Source organism: Bosea sp. 124, assembly GCF_003046175.1.
GTDB lineage: Bacteria > Pseudomonadota > Alphaproteobacteria > Rhizobiales > Beijerinckiaceae > Allobosea.
This window is the reverse complement of sequence record NZ_PZZM01000001.1, coordinates 1,655,650-1,669,939: the sequence shown is the minus strand read 5'-3', so window position 1 is coordinate 1,669,939 and position 14,290 is coordinate 1,655,650. Positions and strand designations below refer to the sequence as shown.

Here is a 14,290-nt window from a genome sequence, read left to right as displayed (position 1 = left end):
CGTCAGGACTCCTGTTGCGTGGAATGGCGGTCGCGCAGGGCGAGCGCCGCCTCATAGGTCGACCGCGCACCGGCATGGCCGGCGGCGACGAGGGATTCGACATGCGCCTCGGCGGCAGGGGCGGCGGCCTTGCGCCAGCGTTCGAGTTCAGCCGTCGTGAGCGCGCCCATGGACTGCCCCTCGGCGAGGCCAAGCGCCCGGCCCGGCGCCTCCCAGGCGTCCCACCATTGCGGGAAGCGGCCGGCGAGCGCTGCGCCGGAACAGCGCTCGATCGCGGCCTGGGCCTGTGGATCGAGGCCGTCCCAGCTCTCACCGTTCATGACGAAATAGAGCGGCGAGACATAGAGCTTGGTGTCGGTATGGTGGCGGAAGATCGGAGCGGTGCCGGTATAGGCCAGCACGTCCCAGGCCATTACGGCGCCGTCGATGCGGCCCTCCTCCGCGGCGGCGCGGATATAGGGCGGCGTCAGTGGCACGGGCTCGGCCCCGAGCAGGCGCAAAGCCGCTTCCATCGGTCCCGCCGGGCAGCGCAGGCGCAGGCCCTCCACGTCTTCCAGCCGGGTGACAGGCGCGTCGCGCGTATGCAGCACGCCGCCGGAATCGGCATGCAGTGCCAGCACCTTGAGGCCTTCGTATTCAGGCGCCAGATGCGGCTCCAGCAAAGCACTGAGCATCTGCGTGCCTTGCGCCGACGAGGCGGCCATGAAGGGCAGGTTCATCAGCGTCGTCAGCGGAAACCGGCCCTCGGGCAGCCCTGCCGGTGAATGCGCGACATCGACAGCGCCCGCGACGACCTGGGCGTACTGGCTTTCCAGCTTGCCGAAGGCGCTGGCGCCAGTATGGACGGTCAACGACAGCCGGCCCTGCGAAGCCGTTTCGACGGCCTTCGCCCAGGGCGCGATGAAGTCCGCATGGCTGCCGTGGTCTTCCGGCATGTAGTGGCTGACGCTGAGCCGGCGCGGCATCGTGCTCATACCGGGGCGTCGGCCGGGCGTGGCTCCGGCCAGTAGGGCAGCGTGTCGCGGCGCGGTGTCCAGGCGCCGCTCGCCACGACCTTGCGAACATGGGCGGCGATCTCGTCGAGCGGTGCGAACCAGACGCCGCCCTTCTCCTGCATGTAATCGATCAGCTCGACCATGGCGTCGGCGCGCGACAGTTTGGCCGAGACGAAGGGATGCCAGACGGTGACCCACAGCGCGCCATGCCGCCATGCCGCATCGAATTCGGCGCGGAAGACCTCCATCGCCCGCTGCGGCGAGGCGATAGGCAGCATGTAATTGAAGTCGCCCAGACAGACATATTGCATCCAGTCGTCGAGCACGTAGTCGGACGGCAGCTCGACCAGGTCGCCCTTTTCGTTGCCGATGAGGTAAGGCACGTCGCCGCCCATCAGCGAGGCGTCATAGGCGAAGCCTTCGGCCTGAAGCAGTTCGAGCGTGTTCTGCGAGAAGGCGAAAGCCGGCGCGCGGAAGCCGACCGGCCGCTTGCCTGTTCGCTTCACCAGCGCCTCGATGCCGAGGCCCATGCTCTGGGCCTCCTCGTCGCGGCTTTGCTGGTTAGGGCGCTTGTGGAGATAGCCGTGATGGCCGATCTCGTGCCCGGCCGCGATGATCTTCTCCACCATTGCGGGGTAGGTCTCGGCGCACCAGCCGGGAACGAAGAAGGTCTGGCGCATGTCGTAGCGCCGGAAGATCTCGATCAGGCGCGGCACCGCGACATTCACGTCGTAGCGCAGCATCGAGGACATCGCGACCCGGGTCGGCGCTGTCTCGCGGAAATTGAGATGGAGCAGCGATTCCGCGTCCACATCGAAGCTGAAGGAGACGGCGCAACGCTTGCCGTCCGGCCAGGGGATCGGATTCTCGATCATCGTGGAACGCACCTTTCGGCCGGCAGGGACGGTCGCGCCGGGCGGGTCGTGGAAGCCACAGCCCTCGCCGGGTCATCCCCGGCGCTGGAACGGCCCTTGCTTACCACCCGACCACCCCCAACCGATGCTCGGGACTGTTGCGTCGCACTTCCTATTTGTCAAGTTCATTGACAAATAGGAAAGTCGCGGCAAGTGATGCGATGCTTGGAGCCGGGATTGCGATGGCGAACGACGATAAGGTAGCGACGGCCGAGGCCGGTGCTGAGATCAAGATCGGCGGCAGGCTGCGCCACGCCCGGCTGATGAAGGGCATGAGCCTGAAGGATGTCGCCGCCGGTATCGGCGTGTCGGAAAGCTTCATCTCGAAGCTGGAGAACGACAAGGTTCAGCCGTCGCTCGCCGTGCTGCATCGACTGGTGGCGTTCCTCGGCATCAATGTCGCCGCGATGTTCAGCAACGAGACTGAGGGCAACGGGCCTCTTTTCGTCATGCGGGCCGGCGAAAGACCGACGATCAATACGAGGTTGCGCCAGAATGCCGACGGCGTCGTGCTGGAGCGGCTCATCCCGCAGACCCGCAACTCGCTGCTTCAGGTCAATATCCACCAGGTCGTCGCCGGTGGCGGCAGCCACGGGCTGATTTCCCATGTCGGCGAGGAGATGGGCTATGTGCTGGAAGGCATGCTCGATCTGACGGTGGGCGATCAGACCTGCCGCCTCTTCACGGGCGACTCCTTCTCGTTCCCGTCTGAGGAGCCGCATGGCTATGCCAACCCAGGCGATGAGCTGGCCCGGATCCTGTGGGTCAACACCCCGCCGACCTTTTAGTCGGTTGCACAAATTCAAGCCATGTAATGCCTTGTCAAGTTACTTGCTTAGTTGTCACGTCAGCGCCATGCTCCCTCCGAGACAGCGCGGGGCGACGATGTCGCGCTGCGTACCGGGAGCGAGCCGGGCGGGCGACTTCGCCCTCCGCCGCGCAACCGCTGCGTCGTACACACGCTGAGGACAGGGTTGGACCGTAGCGATGGCTGAACGCGTTTATCTCGTCATTAATGTCGACAGCGATCCCGATCCCGTCTCGGTCTACCAGGATGACGCCTCGCTGCTGGCGAAATACGGCCGGATGCGCGCGATCCTGGCCGAGCATGCCGGTGGCGCAGCCGCCTGGACGGTGCTGACCGGGCCGGTCTGCCGCGATCGTTTCTTCGAGCCGCCTTTCACCGATTTCTGGCGCGAGCTGGACGGCGACGGAGCCGATCTGGTGTTGCATGCGGAAGAGGATCTCTACGGGCCACCGCCCGGCAAAGAGCCCGGCTCCTGCAGTTATTTCGATATCGACCACATGCGGCCGCTGATCCTCGAGAAGGCGGCGGCGATGCGCAGGCTCGGCCTTCCCTTTGCCGCCTATCGCGGTGGCTATCATGGCTTCACCTCGGCCATCGGCGCGGTGGTGAAGGAGGCCGGCATCGGCATCGAGCTGTCGTGCGCGCCCGGCATCGTCTGGCCGGACAAGGCCGCCGCCTGGCAGGGCGCGCCGCTCAGCGCCTATTACATGTCGGCGCAGGAGCCGGCCCGTCTGGCGGCGCCGGGCGAAGCCGGTGCGCTGTTCGAGATTCCCTGGGCCTGGGATGGGGTTGCTCCCGGCACCGCGCGTCCGCGCGTCGTCGGCGAGAACTACATCATCAACGAGTTCTCGAACCTGCCGGCGATGCGGCGCGTCTGGGATGCGGTCGCGCTGCGCGCCAGCACCGCCGCCGAGCCGCAGATCGTCTCGATGGTCTGCCACACCTACACCATGGGGCAGCCCGAGTTCGAAGACCGCCTGACCGGCATCCTCACCTATATCGCCGAACAGGGCGGCCAGTTCGTGACACCGCGTACGGCCAGGCGGCTTTTCGACCAGCGCTGCGCCGATGCGGTCGCGGCCTAGGCCCTGGCTGGAGTCTTGCAACCGTCGCCGCCGGATCGCGAGCGGGCCTACGCCTCGATGCAGACCATGTCCCGATAATCCAACGCTGGAGAGTTCCATGCTGAAACAGTTCGTTTGCCGCGCCGCCTTTCTCGGCCTCGCCTTGCTGCCCGCCGCTGCCGGTGCGGGCGAGATTCCGAAGGCGATCAAGGATGCGGGCGTTCTGAAGCTCTCGATCAACGCGACCTATCCGCCGATGGAGTACAAGGACCCCGAAACCAACACCTTCAAGGGGCTCGACATCGATCTGGTCGACGCGCTGGCGGCGAAACTCGGCCTCAAGGTCGAGCGCACGGACGGTCTCTTCGCCCAGCTCACTCCGGCCCTGACCACCGGCCGCACGGACTTCATCCTCTCGGGCATGACCGACACACCGGCGCGCCGCGAGACCATGGACTTCGTCAACTACATGCGCGCCGGCGCGATGTTCTACACGCTGACCAGCAGCGCCCTGAAAGATCCGGTCGAGCTCTGCGGCAAGAAGATCGCCACCGTCCGTTCGACCACCTATCCCGGCCAGGTCAAGGACTGGAGCGACGAGAATTGCGTCAAGGCCGGCAAGGGGCCGATCGAGGTCGTCGGCACGGAAAGCTCGCCCGATGCGCGTCTGCAGCTCAAGCAGGGCCGCGTCGACGCGGCCGTGCAGGGCGGCGAGACGATCCCCTTCACCAGCAAGCAGGAAGGCGGCATCTACAAGGTCATCGGCAAGCCCATGACCGTGGTCTATTACGGCGCGGCCTTCCGCAAGACCGACAGCGCTTTCCGCGACGCGGTCGCCGACGCGCTGCAGGAACTGGTCAAGGATGGCACCTACGGCAAGATCTTCGAGAAGTGGGAGCTGTCCGACTCGGCCCTGCCCGCGATCATGATCAACAGCCAGCCGCGCTGACCGCCCACTGGTTGCGTGCTGCCGTATCGATCGGCAGCACGCGTCCCGATGTGCCGCCCGTCCGGCAGGACGGCCTGACGGCTCACGCGGCCTGATGCGGAGCCGAGCCGGGTCGGCCCCGGCAGGCGCTATCCGAGGGCCGGCTCGGCGAGATCGCGATGCGGCGTGCCGCCACCTTCGTCAGCTTCGCCTGTCATCGTATGCGCCCGTGGCATCGCGGCGATCAGCCTTTGCGTATAGGGCTCCTGCGGCGCCTCGACGAGCAATCCCGCCGGTCCCTGCTCGACGATCTGGCCGCGATGCATCACGGCGATGCGGTCCGACATCCAGCGCACGATCTCGATATCGTGGCCGACGAACATCATCGCAAATCCGCGCCTGGCCTGGAGCGCTTTCAGCATGGCGATGACCTGCATCTGCACCGTGGCGTCGAGCGCCGACACGATCTCGTCGCAGATCAGCAGCTCCGGTTCCGACAGCAAGGCTCGGGCGATGCAGACGCGCTGACGCTGGCCGCCGGATAGCTGGTGCGGGTAGCGCGCGAGATGCTCCGGCCCGAGCCGCACATCGCCCAGTGCCGCTGCGATCCGGTCTCGGTCGCCGGGGCCAGACAGGCCGAGCAGCTCCAGCGGCTCGCGCATGGCGGACTCGATCGTGAGCCGGGGATTGAGTGCGCCATAGGGGTTCTGGAAGATGATCTGGCAGCGGCGTCGCAGGGCGCGGTCGAGCCGCGCCAGCCGCGCGATCGGCGTCCCGAAGAGCGTCACCTCGCCGGCGCTCGGGCGGGCAAGACCGATGGCGATCCGCGCCAGCGTCGATTTACCCGAGCCGGATTCGCCGAGGATGCCGAGCGTCTCGCCTGGCGCGATCGTCAGGGAGACCCCGTCGAGCGACCGGAACGCACGGCCGAAGAGGCTCCTGGCGGGATAGTCATGGACGAGCCCCTCGATCCGCAGGGCGGGCTCGCCGACGCGGGGCGCGGGCTGCGTTTGTGGCGGCGCGGCGAGCATCCGCCGCGTCGAGACGAGCTTGCGCGTATAATCCTCGCGTGGCGCGCCGAGGATGACCGGGACCGGGCCGCGTTCGACCGCCCGTCCGGCCTGCATCACGACGATGCGGTGGGCGAGCTCGGCCGCAGCCGCCAGGTCATGCGTGATGAACAGCAGCGCGTTGCCGAGCTTGCGCTGGAGGTTTTTCAGAAGCGCCAGGATCTCGGCCTGGACCGTCGCATCGAGCGCGCTCGTCGGCTCGTCGGCGATCAGCAGTTGCGGCTCGGCCGCCAGCGCCATGGCGAGCATGACGCGCTGCTGCTGGCCGCCGGACAGTTCATGCGGGTAGCGCCGCGCGATGGCGGCGGGATCGGGCAGCTCGACCATGGCTAGCAGTTCGAGCAGGCGCGCGCGGCGCTCCCGGCCGGCGCCCGTACCGAGTCTTTGCAGCGCCTCGTCGATCTGTCCGGAGACCGGCATGAAGGGGTTGAGGCAGCTCATCGGGTCCTGGAAGACCATGCTCATGGCGCGGCCACGCAGGCGGCGCATCGCCGCCTCGTCCTCGGGCTTCAGCAGTTCGCCGTCGAGGCGCAGGCGCGCCTGCGTGCCGATCCGCGCGCCGGGTGGCAGCAGCCCCATGATCGCGGCCGCGGTCATCGATTTGCCGGAGCCCGATTCCCCGATCAGCGCCATGGTTTCGCCGGGCGCGATCGCGAAGGAGAGATCGCGCACCACGCAGCGCCCGGCGATGGTGATGTCGAGATCGGCGACGTCGAGGATCGGGCGCATCAGGCAAGCCTCGGATCGATCAGGCGGTGTAGCATGTCGACGACCGTGTTGATGGCGACGAGCGCAACGGCGATCAGGGTGACGGCGGCGAGGATGATCGGATAGTCGCGGCCATGGATGGCGTTGAGCGTCAGGCTGCCGAGGCCGGGCAGCGCGAACAGCACCTCCATCGTCAGCGAGCCTGCGACCAGCCCTCCCAGCACGAGTCCCGACAAGGCGAGCATGACTGGCATCGCGGCCGGCAGCACATGGGCGAAGGCGATGCGCCAGGGCGACAGGCCTTTTGCGCGAGCCGTGCGGACATGCGGCAGCATCACCGCTTCGCGCAGCTCCTCGCGCAGCGATTTGACGATCTGCCCGGCGTTGTCGAGGCCGATCACGAGCACGGGCACGAGAAGCCCGCCGATGACCGGCAGCCAGCCCAGCCAGATCGAGAAGACCAGGATCGCCGCGACCCCCGCACAGAAGGTCGGAACGGCGATCGACCAGGTGTTGACGGCATCGATGACGGCATCGAGCCAGCGCGAGGGCCGCGCCGTGGCGGCGACCGCGAGCAGCAAGGCCAGTGCCACGCCGAAGCAGAAGCTCAGCGCGGTAAGCCGCGCGGTGACCGGCAAGGCCGTTCCGAGCATCTCCCCGACGGGGCGGTCGAAGCGGATCGAACGGCCGAAATCGCCGCTCAGCGCCTGGCCGACCCAGTTGGCGAACTGCAACGGCAAGGGCCGGTCAAGCCCGAGGCCGTGGCGCATCTCGGCCTGTTGCTCCGCCGTAAGGCCGCCTTCGAGACCGAGCACGTCGACGACGTCGCCCGGCATGACGCGACAGAGAAAGAAGGTCAGCATCACGATGAAGGCGGCCTGCGCGAGGCCCCGCAACAGGCTGGCCAGAACGGCGATGGCGCGTGCCATGACGGCTTCCTCCTAGGTGATCGCGAGCGGTGCGCGGGACGGCGCGACGGGCTCCGGCTCGTCCTCCGCGGCAGGGCCGTCGGCCTCGCCGCGAACAGGGTCGAGATGGCGCCGCAGATGGTTGCCGATGGCCGACAGGCTGAGCGTCAGCAGGACGAGCGCCAGCAGCGGCACCAGGATCGCGTGCGGCGCGCGTTCGACGAAGCGGCTCGAATCCGCGATCATGCGGCCCCAGGTCGGCGCGTCCGGCGAGGAGCCGACGCCGAGAAAGCTCAGCACCGATTCCGTGACGATGCAGCGCGGCAGGATGATCGCCGCCTGGGTCACGAGAGCGCCGGCGATATTGGGCAGGATGTGGCGCCGCAGGATGTGCAGCCTGCCGCCGCAGAAGCTCGACGCCGCCTGGACATAGTCGCGCGCCTGCTCGCGCAGATAGGTCGCGCGCGTCACATAGGCGACGAGCGGCGCAAACGAGATGCCGAGCGCCAGGATCAGCGGGCCGGCGCCGCTGCCGAGGCCGACGATCAGCAGCAGGGCGAGCAGCGTGCCGGGAAGCGCGCGCACGAGGTCGATCGCCGAGAACAGAATGGCTGCCGGCCAGCGCCCGAAGCTCAGCGCCAGCAGGCCGAGCCCGGCGCCGATCGCGAAGGCGATCGCCGTGCCGGTCACCGAGATGCCGAGCGTCGAACGGGCGCCGTAGAGCAGCCGCGCGAAGACATCCCGGCCGAGATGGTCGGTGCCGAGCGGGAAATCCGCGCTCGGCCCCTTGTTGATCTGGAGCAGGTCCTGGTCGAGCGGCGAGTTCCCGGTCAGCCAGGGCGCGGCCAGGCTGGCGGCGGCGACCAGCAGCACGACGGTGCAGGCGAGCACGAGGCCGACCGGCCGATGGCGGCGTCGGGAGGGCGCCCGGCCACGGCCCGATTCCCCTGCTGAAGCCTGCACCGCCATGGCGCCACCCCGCCTTCGTCCGGTCAGGCGTCGATCGTGGTGTGGGCGACGCCGCCGCTCGCCCAGTGGCAGGCCCAGGTGAAGCCGGGGTCGTAGCCCTTCACGCCCTTGCGGATGGCGATCAGGCTCGGTGCGTGTCCGAGCACGTGGAAATAGCCCTTCTCGATGACGCGCTTCGAGGCCTTGAGATAGGTCGCCTTGCGGTCGGCCGCGTCGGGCTCCTTGACGGCCTCGTCGATCAGCTTGTCGAGATCGGGGTCCTGGATGCCGCCCCAGAGGACGGGATTGGGGCCGTCGCTCATCAGCCGGACATAGCGCAGGAAGATGTCGGAGCGCGGGCCCGACGCCATCGCGTTCATGTCCCAGTCGTATTGGCCGAGGCGCTTCTGGGCGCCGATATCGTCGAGCGCGACGTGGTTCACCTTGAAGCCGAGCTTGCGCACCATCTGCACGACGACCTGCGCATAGGGCTCCTGCCAGGAGACGAACTCGATCACGTGCTCGGCCGGCTTCACGCCCGCTTCAGCGAGCAGTTTCCGGGCCTGGTCGAGATCCGGCTTGCGGAAGGCGTCGGCGTCATGTGTCGCCTGGTCGAAATAGAGATTGCCGGGCGCCACGATCTGGTTGGTGACGATGCCTTTTGCGCCGCCGACGAAGTTCATGAAGGCGGCCTTGTCCACGGCCAGTGCCAGGGCTCGGCGCACGCGCAAATCGTCGAACGGCTTGCGCGGCTTCCGGTTGTTGAAAGCGACGAAATACCAGGTCGAGTCCTTCAGGCCCGAGATGGTGGCGACACCGGCCTTCTCGAGGCCTTCGGCGGCTTCCCGTTCCGCGCTGATGATATGGACGTCGCCCGCACGCAGCGCGAGGCTCTTGTCGATGCCGTCGCGCAGATCGAACTCGACCGCTTCCAGATGCGGCGCGCCGCTCTTCCAGTAGCCCGCGAAGGCCGGCGCGAGGAGCTTCACCTTGGGCTGCCAGGTGCCGAAGGTGAACGGCCCGGTGCCGAGCGGCGTCTTGATCGTCTCCTCCCAGCCCTCCGATTTCGGCGACAGGATCCAGAGTTCCGAGAGCAGGTTGAGGAAGGGCGAATAGGGCTCCTGCAGGGTGACGGCGAGCGTGGTTGCGTCGGGCGTCTCGAGCTTGACGACGCGCTTCATCGCCGAGACGAGCCAGCCGCCCTTCACCTTGGTCTTCACGCGCTCGAAATTAGCGGCGACGTCGGCCGCGCTCATCACCTCGCCATTGTGGAACCTGACGTTTGGCCTGAGCCTAAAGCGATAGGTCAGCCCGTCCGGCGACATCTCGAAGCTCTCGGCGAGGAAGGGTTCGACGGAGCCGTCGGCGGCGATCGAGGTCAGCGTTTCGACATAGCATTGCTGCAAGGCGATGCTGCCGGTGTGGCGATGCGGGTCCGAGGTGTCGAGGCCGAGCGTGGCGTATTTCAGGACGCCCTTGCGGGCGGCCTGGCCGAAGGCCTCGACGGGCAGGACGGCCAGCGCGCCGGCAAGGCTCGCGGCTCCGGCGAGGACATGGCGGCGGTCAAGGCCGCGTACAGGGGAAGAAGGGGTCATGGCTTGCGGGTCCGATCGGCTCGTGGAGGTCAGGGGCGAAGCTGGAGCGGCCGGCCGTCCAGGCCGTCCGCCGCGTGTCCGAGAAAGGCGAGGAGCGTCGGCGCCAGATCGATGGCCGACGTCGCGGCGGCGAACGTCGCCCCGGCCTCGAAGCCGGAGCCTTCGAGCATCAGGACGGGCGACTGCTCGTAGCGGCCGAGCCCGCCATGCTGGCCGCAGCCGAGGCGGTCGGGCTTGCCGCCGGCAGGCTTGGCCGCCAGGCTGAGGCCGGGCACGCCGTGGTCGTTGACGGCCTCGTCATCGGCGGCCATCGCCACGGCGAAGGCGAGATCCCCGCCGGCCGGAACGCCGAATTCCGCGAATGCCTCCGGCGCGATCAGGCGGCCGACCCAGGGGCGGCCGGCGAGGAAGGCACCGACCCGCGCGGCAAGCTCCGCCTGCTCCGGATCGATATAGATCAGGGCCGCGGTGCCGTTCGGTGCAACCACGACATCGGTGGAGACGGGCGAAGCCTTGAGCCCTGCCGCGATGAGCTCGCCCGCGATGTCGACGACCCCTGTCACGGTCTGGTGGCCGTGATCGGAGGCGATCAGCAGCAGGATGTCCTCGCCGCGCCCGCGCGCCGCATCGACCGCGTCGATGACGGCACCGGCATGGCTGTCGGCGCGGCGCAAAGCGTCATGGTGCCGGGGCGAACCGAGCGGGCAGTCGTGCTGGGTCGTGTCGGGATGTCCGAGCCAGGCCAGCGCCAGCGCCGGGCCGCCTTCGTCGATAAGCTCGGCCGTGAATCGGGCGATGAGCGTGGCGTCGCCGTCGAGGTCGCCCTCGATCGCCAGCGCGCGCTCGCCCGTGATCGGCGCCCGGCCGGGGCCGAAACTGCCGGCCCGGTGATAGACATGGCCGTGGCCGAGCGGGTCATGCAGATAGGCCGCCCCTGGCGAGACGTTGTTGAAGACCACGACGCCGCCATGTGGCGCGAGGCGTTCGGCCAGCGTCGGCATGGCGAGCACCTGGCCGGTCAGGCGCTGCTTGTCGGCGATGAACTCCGGCTTGCCGGCGTCGAAGAGTGCGAGCGCGCCATCCACCGAAAGCGCGATCGTGTTGCCGGCGAGCCCGTGCCGGGCGGGCCGGCAACCCGTCGCCACGCTCGACGAGACGACGCGGGTGACGGAGGGAAAGACCGAACGGTGTTCCGCTCCCCAGCTCGCTCGCTGGCGAAACGCCGAAAGCCGGGGCATCAGATCCGGCGTCACGAAATCGCGTCGCAACCCGTCGAGGACGAGGGCGACCGCACGGCGCTGCTTCGTCATGGCGCGATGCCCTCCCGGCGCGTGCCGTTCAGCACGAAATCGAAGATGTCGTAGTTGTGGAGCTGTTGCGTCGCGGCCTTGCGCTGGTAGGCGGCGTCAAGCGGCTCCGAGACGAGGAAGGGCACGTCCCGTTCGGCGAGGCTGCCATGCGAGCGCAGCCGCGCGCCGGCGAGATCGCCGAGGGCATGCGCGCCGTCATGTGTGCCGAGCGCGACGCCCTTGCCGGCGATCACGGCGATGTCGCCCTCCCGCTCCATCGGCTGGTCGAACCGGCGGCACATCTCCTCGCGCAGGAGGGCGAGCTCGACGCCGGGCAGGCGGCCCAGGAAAGCGCGGACCGCGTCGCGGTCGAGATCGCCCAGGATGTGGACACGCACGAAGCCGCCGAGCGCGCCGTGATGGCGCACGAAAGGGTCGGTGATCGGGCAGATCACCCGTGTCGCGCCGGCGCCGAAGCGCGCATCCAGCCGGTCCCCGAGATAGAGGATGTTCGGCCTGCCGTCGGCGAGCGAAAGATCGGTCATGCCATGGTCGGCGACGATGCCGACCGTCGCGCCGGCGTCGAGCAGCGCGCCGACGCGTGCATCCACGGCCCGGATGAAGGCGTCGGATTCGGGTGCGCCCGGAGCATGGGCATGCTGGACGAAATCGGAGAGCGACAGGTAGAGCACCTCGGCCCGGCCGCTTCGGAGCAGCCGAAGCCCCGCATCGAGCACGAACAGCGAAAGCTCCGGAGAATACTGGTCGGGAACGGGGTGGCCGGCCTGGGCCTCGTCGCCGGAGATGCCATGTTCCGCCTGCGTGGCGCCGGCCGCCTTCTCGGCCGAGAAGGCGATGCCCGTCAGGCCTTCGCCGGCGAGCCCGACGGCCAGCGCCTTGCGCAGCTTGTCCTTGGCCGTGACGGCCGCGACCTTGACGCCGGCCCCGGCCAGCCCGGCGAGGATCGTCGGCGCGCGCAGCGGGCCGGCATCGGTCATCATGACCTCCTGGCCCGTATCGCGGTCATACCAGTAATTCCCGGAGACGCCGTGGACGCTGGGCGGCGCGCCGCAGACGATCGAGACGTTGTTCGGATTGGTGAAGCTCGGCATGGCGGAATGCGCGCTGGCATAAAAGCCGTGTTCCGCCATGACGGACAGGCGCGGTGAAATGCCCCTTATCACAGCATCTGCGAGATATGACGGATCCATTCCATCATAGCAGATGACAATTTTAGGGTTGAGTGGCAGATAATATCTGCGGCCATTGATATAAATCGATGTATCAGACACAAAATACCTCAGCTATTACCTTCGCCAAGGTGATATCTACTTATTTACGTCGACATGAAAGCGAATTATGGTCGATCGAATTTGAGGTGAGGTCACATTGAATGTCTCATATACCTTCGCTGCGCGCGCTTGCGACCTTCGAAGCCGTCGTGCGCACTGGCAATATCGTCGCAGCGGCTGATGAACTCTGTGTGACACCCGGCGCCGTCAGCAAGCAGCTCGGCCAGTTGCAGGACGCGCTCGACGAGCCCCTCTTCGAGAAAGGGCACCGCCTGCGCCCGACGGCGCTCGCCATGGCACTCGCCCAGGCGGTCGGGTCGGGCCTCCAGACCATCCGCGGCGGCTGGGAGGCCGCGTCGCGGAAGGGGCAGCGGCGCGTCCTGACACTGGCCGCCAATGCGACGCTCTCGGTTCACTGGATCATGCCGCGGCTGGTCGATGCCGAAGTCGCGGCGGGTGGGCGCGCCATCCGCGTTTCGGCACTCCACACCACGGATGACTGGCAGCACGCGCAGTTCGACATCGGCATCCTGCGCAACGCCTGGAAGCCGGAAGGCTGGGAGCATCGCGAGATCGGCGTCGAGCGATTAACCCTGCTCGCCCGGCCGGACCGTGCCGAGGCGCTTCGCCGAACCGGCCCCGCCGGCCTCGAGGCCGAGACCGTCTTCGTCGCCGACACCCGCGGCGGCGAACTCGAAAGCTGGATCGAGGCCGCGGGTATCGGGAGGCCGGGGGCGATCCGCCCGGCGCCGCATTTCTACATCGCGGCGCAGGCGGCCATGGCGGGACAGGGCTGCATCATCGGCCCGCCGCTCGTCCTCGCCGATCTCATCGAGCAGGGCCGGCTGGCGGCCCCCTTCGCCGACATCACCGCGAAGGGGGCGACATTGACGGCCGTCTTCAACCCGGATCGCTGCAAGGCCGCCTTCGTCGAGAAGCTGCTGCGGGCTCTTTTTCGCGGCTTCTGATCGTTCACGCTGCCTCGGTCATGCCGATGGCCATCGGGACCCGCGAAGCGCCCGAAGCAATGCGGCGGCGCGCCAGCGGCGATGCCAGAGAAGAATTGCCGGCTCAGAACATGATCTCATAGCTGCAATTCACGACCAGCTCGGAGATCGAGGCCGTGTTCGGCAACTGGACGATCAGGCCGACGAGCCGGGCCAGATCCTCCGGCTGCGTCATCTGCGCGGCCGGTAGCGCTGCCTCTGCCGTCATGTCGGTCGCGACATAGCTCGGACAGAGCGCGAGCGACCGCACGCCTGCGTCGAAGGCGGCCTGCCGCACGGCGTGCGACAGCGCGACCATGGCGAACTTGCTGATCTGGTAGCCGGCATTGGCGTTGCGGACGCGCTTGCCGGAGAGCGAGGCGATGTTGACCACCCGCCCTTCGCCGCTCGCCTTGAGATGCGGCAGCACCGCCTTTATCAGGCGGAAGGGCGCCTTGACGTTGATCGCGAGCAGGGCGTCGAGATCGGCCGGGTCTCCGCTTTCGAGCGAGACGTTGCGCAGGATGCCGGCGGCATTGACCAGAACGTCGATACGGTCGAAGCGCGCGAGCGTGGCTTCGACCCAGACCGCTTCGTTGCCGGGTTCGCCGGCCTCGTAGCCGAAGCTCGCCAGCCCGGCCGGAGCGAAGCCGTCCGGCGGCACCAGTCCGGCGTCACGGATTCCCAGGCTGAGCGCGAAGCCCTGCCGGCCGAGCTCGGCGGCGATGGCGCGGCCGATGCCGCGGCTCGCGCCGGAGATCATCGCAACCTTCACGCCGTCCTCC

At 68.1% G+C, this 14,290-nt stretch carries 13 protein-coding genes; 4 read left to right on the top strand and 9 right to left on the bottom strand.

Going from position 1 to position 14,290, the window contains the following annotated elements; translation table 11 throughout:
- Window positions 1–2 precede the first annotated feature (2 nt).
- Both dctP and C8D03_RS07770 read right to left on the bottom strand, forming a co-directional pair.
- Entirely contained in the window at window positions 3–974 is a 972-nt protein-coding gene (gene dctP / locus C8D03_RS07775; protein ID WP_108045754.1) for a TRAP transporter substrate-binding protein DctP, read from the bottom strand.
- Window positions 971–1,870 (bottom strand): polysaccharide deacetylase family protein, encoded by a 900-nt coding sequence (locus C8D03_RS07770; protein WP_108045753.1) that lies wholly within the window; start codon window positions 1,868–1,870, stop codon window positions 971–973. Before C8D03_RS07770 ends, dctP begins: the two co-directional genes overlap by 4 nt.
- A 137-nt stretch (window positions 1,871–2,007) precedes the next feature.
- Between C8D03_RS07770 and C8D03_RS07765 the strand changes: the two genes are divergently transcribed.
- The 3 genes from C8D03_RS07765 to C8D03_RS07755 all read left to right on the top strand — a co-directional run bounded on the left by C8D03_RS07765 (window position 2,008) and on the right by C8D03_RS07755 (window position 4,730).
- Complete coding sequence (locus tag C8D03_RS07765; protein ID WP_248308393.1) at window positions 2,008–2,697, top strand: cupin domain-containing protein; 690 nt, start codon at window positions 2,008–2,010, stop codon at window positions 2,695–2,697.
- A 199-nt stretch (window positions 2,698–2,896) separates the two neighbouring features.
- Window positions 2,897–3,802, top strand: coding sequence for a hypothetical protein (locus tag C8D03_RS07760; RefSeq protein WP_108045751.1), 906 nt, complete (start codon window positions 2,897–2,899; stop codon window positions 3,800–3,802).
- Window positions 3,803–3,899: 97 nt separating this feature from the next.
- The gene (locus C8D03_RS07755; protein ID WP_181300780.1) at window positions 3,900–4,730 is read left to right on the top strand and encodes an ABC transporter substrate-binding protein; all 831 of its coding nucleotides are present in this window, start codon (window positions 3,900–3,902) and stop codon (window positions 4,728–4,730) included.
- Between the two features lie 128 nt (window positions 4,731–4,858).
- Here the strand turns inward: C8D03_RS07755 and nikE are convergent, their stop codons facing one another.
- Genes nikE through phnA form a run of 6 tightly spaced genes read right to left on the bottom strand, consistent with a single transcriptional unit; the run spans window position 4,859 to window position 12,519 of the window.
- Window positions 4,859–6,508: a nickel ABC transporter ATP-binding protein NikE gene (nikE, locus tag C8D03_RS07750; protein ID WP_210203906.1), complete on the bottom strand. Its 1,650-nt coding sequence runs from the start codon at window positions 6,506–6,508 to the stop codon at window positions 4,859–4,861.
- The gene (locus C8D03_RS07745; RefSeq protein WP_108045748.1) at window positions 6,508–7,416 is read right to left on the bottom strand and encodes an ABC transporter permease; all 909 of its coding nucleotides are present in this window, start codon (window positions 7,414–7,416) and stop codon (window positions 6,508–6,510) included. Before C8D03_RS07745 ends, nikE begins: the two co-directional genes overlap by 1 nt.
- 12 nt (window positions 7,417–7,428) lie before the next feature.
- Window positions 7,429–8,364: an ABC transporter permease gene (locus C8D03_RS07740; RefSeq protein WP_108045747.1), complete on the bottom strand. Its 936-nt coding sequence runs from the start codon at window positions 8,362–8,364 to the stop codon at window positions 7,429–7,431.
- A 23-nt stretch (window positions 8,365–8,387) separates the two neighbouring features.
- Complete coding sequence (locus C8D03_RS07735; protein ID WP_108045746.1) at window positions 8,388–9,938, bottom strand: ABC transporter substrate-binding protein; 1,551 nt, start codon at window positions 9,936–9,938, stop codon at window positions 8,388–8,390.
- 29 nt (window positions 9,939–9,967) lie between these two features.
- On the bottom strand, window positions 9,968–11,248 hold the full coding sequence (locus C8D03_RS07730) for an alkaline phosphatase family protein (protein WP_108045745.1): 1,281 nt from the start codon (window positions 11,246–11,248) through the stop codon (window positions 9,968–9,970).
- Window positions 11,245–12,519 carry a phosphonoacetate hydrolase gene (phnA, locus tag C8D03_RS07725; RefSeq protein WP_181300778.1) on the bottom strand — a complete coding sequence of 425 codons (1,275 nt, stop codon included), beginning with the start codon at window positions 12,517–12,519 and terminating at the stop codon, window positions 11,245–11,247. Before phnA ends, C8D03_RS07730 begins: the two co-directional genes overlap by 4 nt.
- A gap of 101 nt (window positions 12,520–12,620) precedes the next feature.
- On the opposite strand from phnA, the gene C8D03_RS07720 reads away from it, so the two are divergent.
- Complete coding sequence (locus tag C8D03_RS07720; protein ID WP_108045743.1) at window positions 12,621–13,487, top strand: LysR family transcriptional regulator; 867 nt, start codon at window positions 12,621–12,623, stop codon at window positions 13,485–13,487.
- A 103-nt stretch (window positions 13,488–13,590) separates the two neighbouring features.
- Here C8D03_RS07720 and C8D03_RS07715 read toward each other — a convergent pair whose 3' ends face one another.
- A complete protein-coding gene (locus C8D03_RS07715) occupies window positions 13,591–14,280 on the bottom strand; it encodes an SDR family NAD(P)-dependent oxidoreductase (protein ID WP_248308392.1) in 690 nt (229 codons plus the stop codon).
- Window positions 14,281–14,290: the final 10 nt, after the last annotated feature.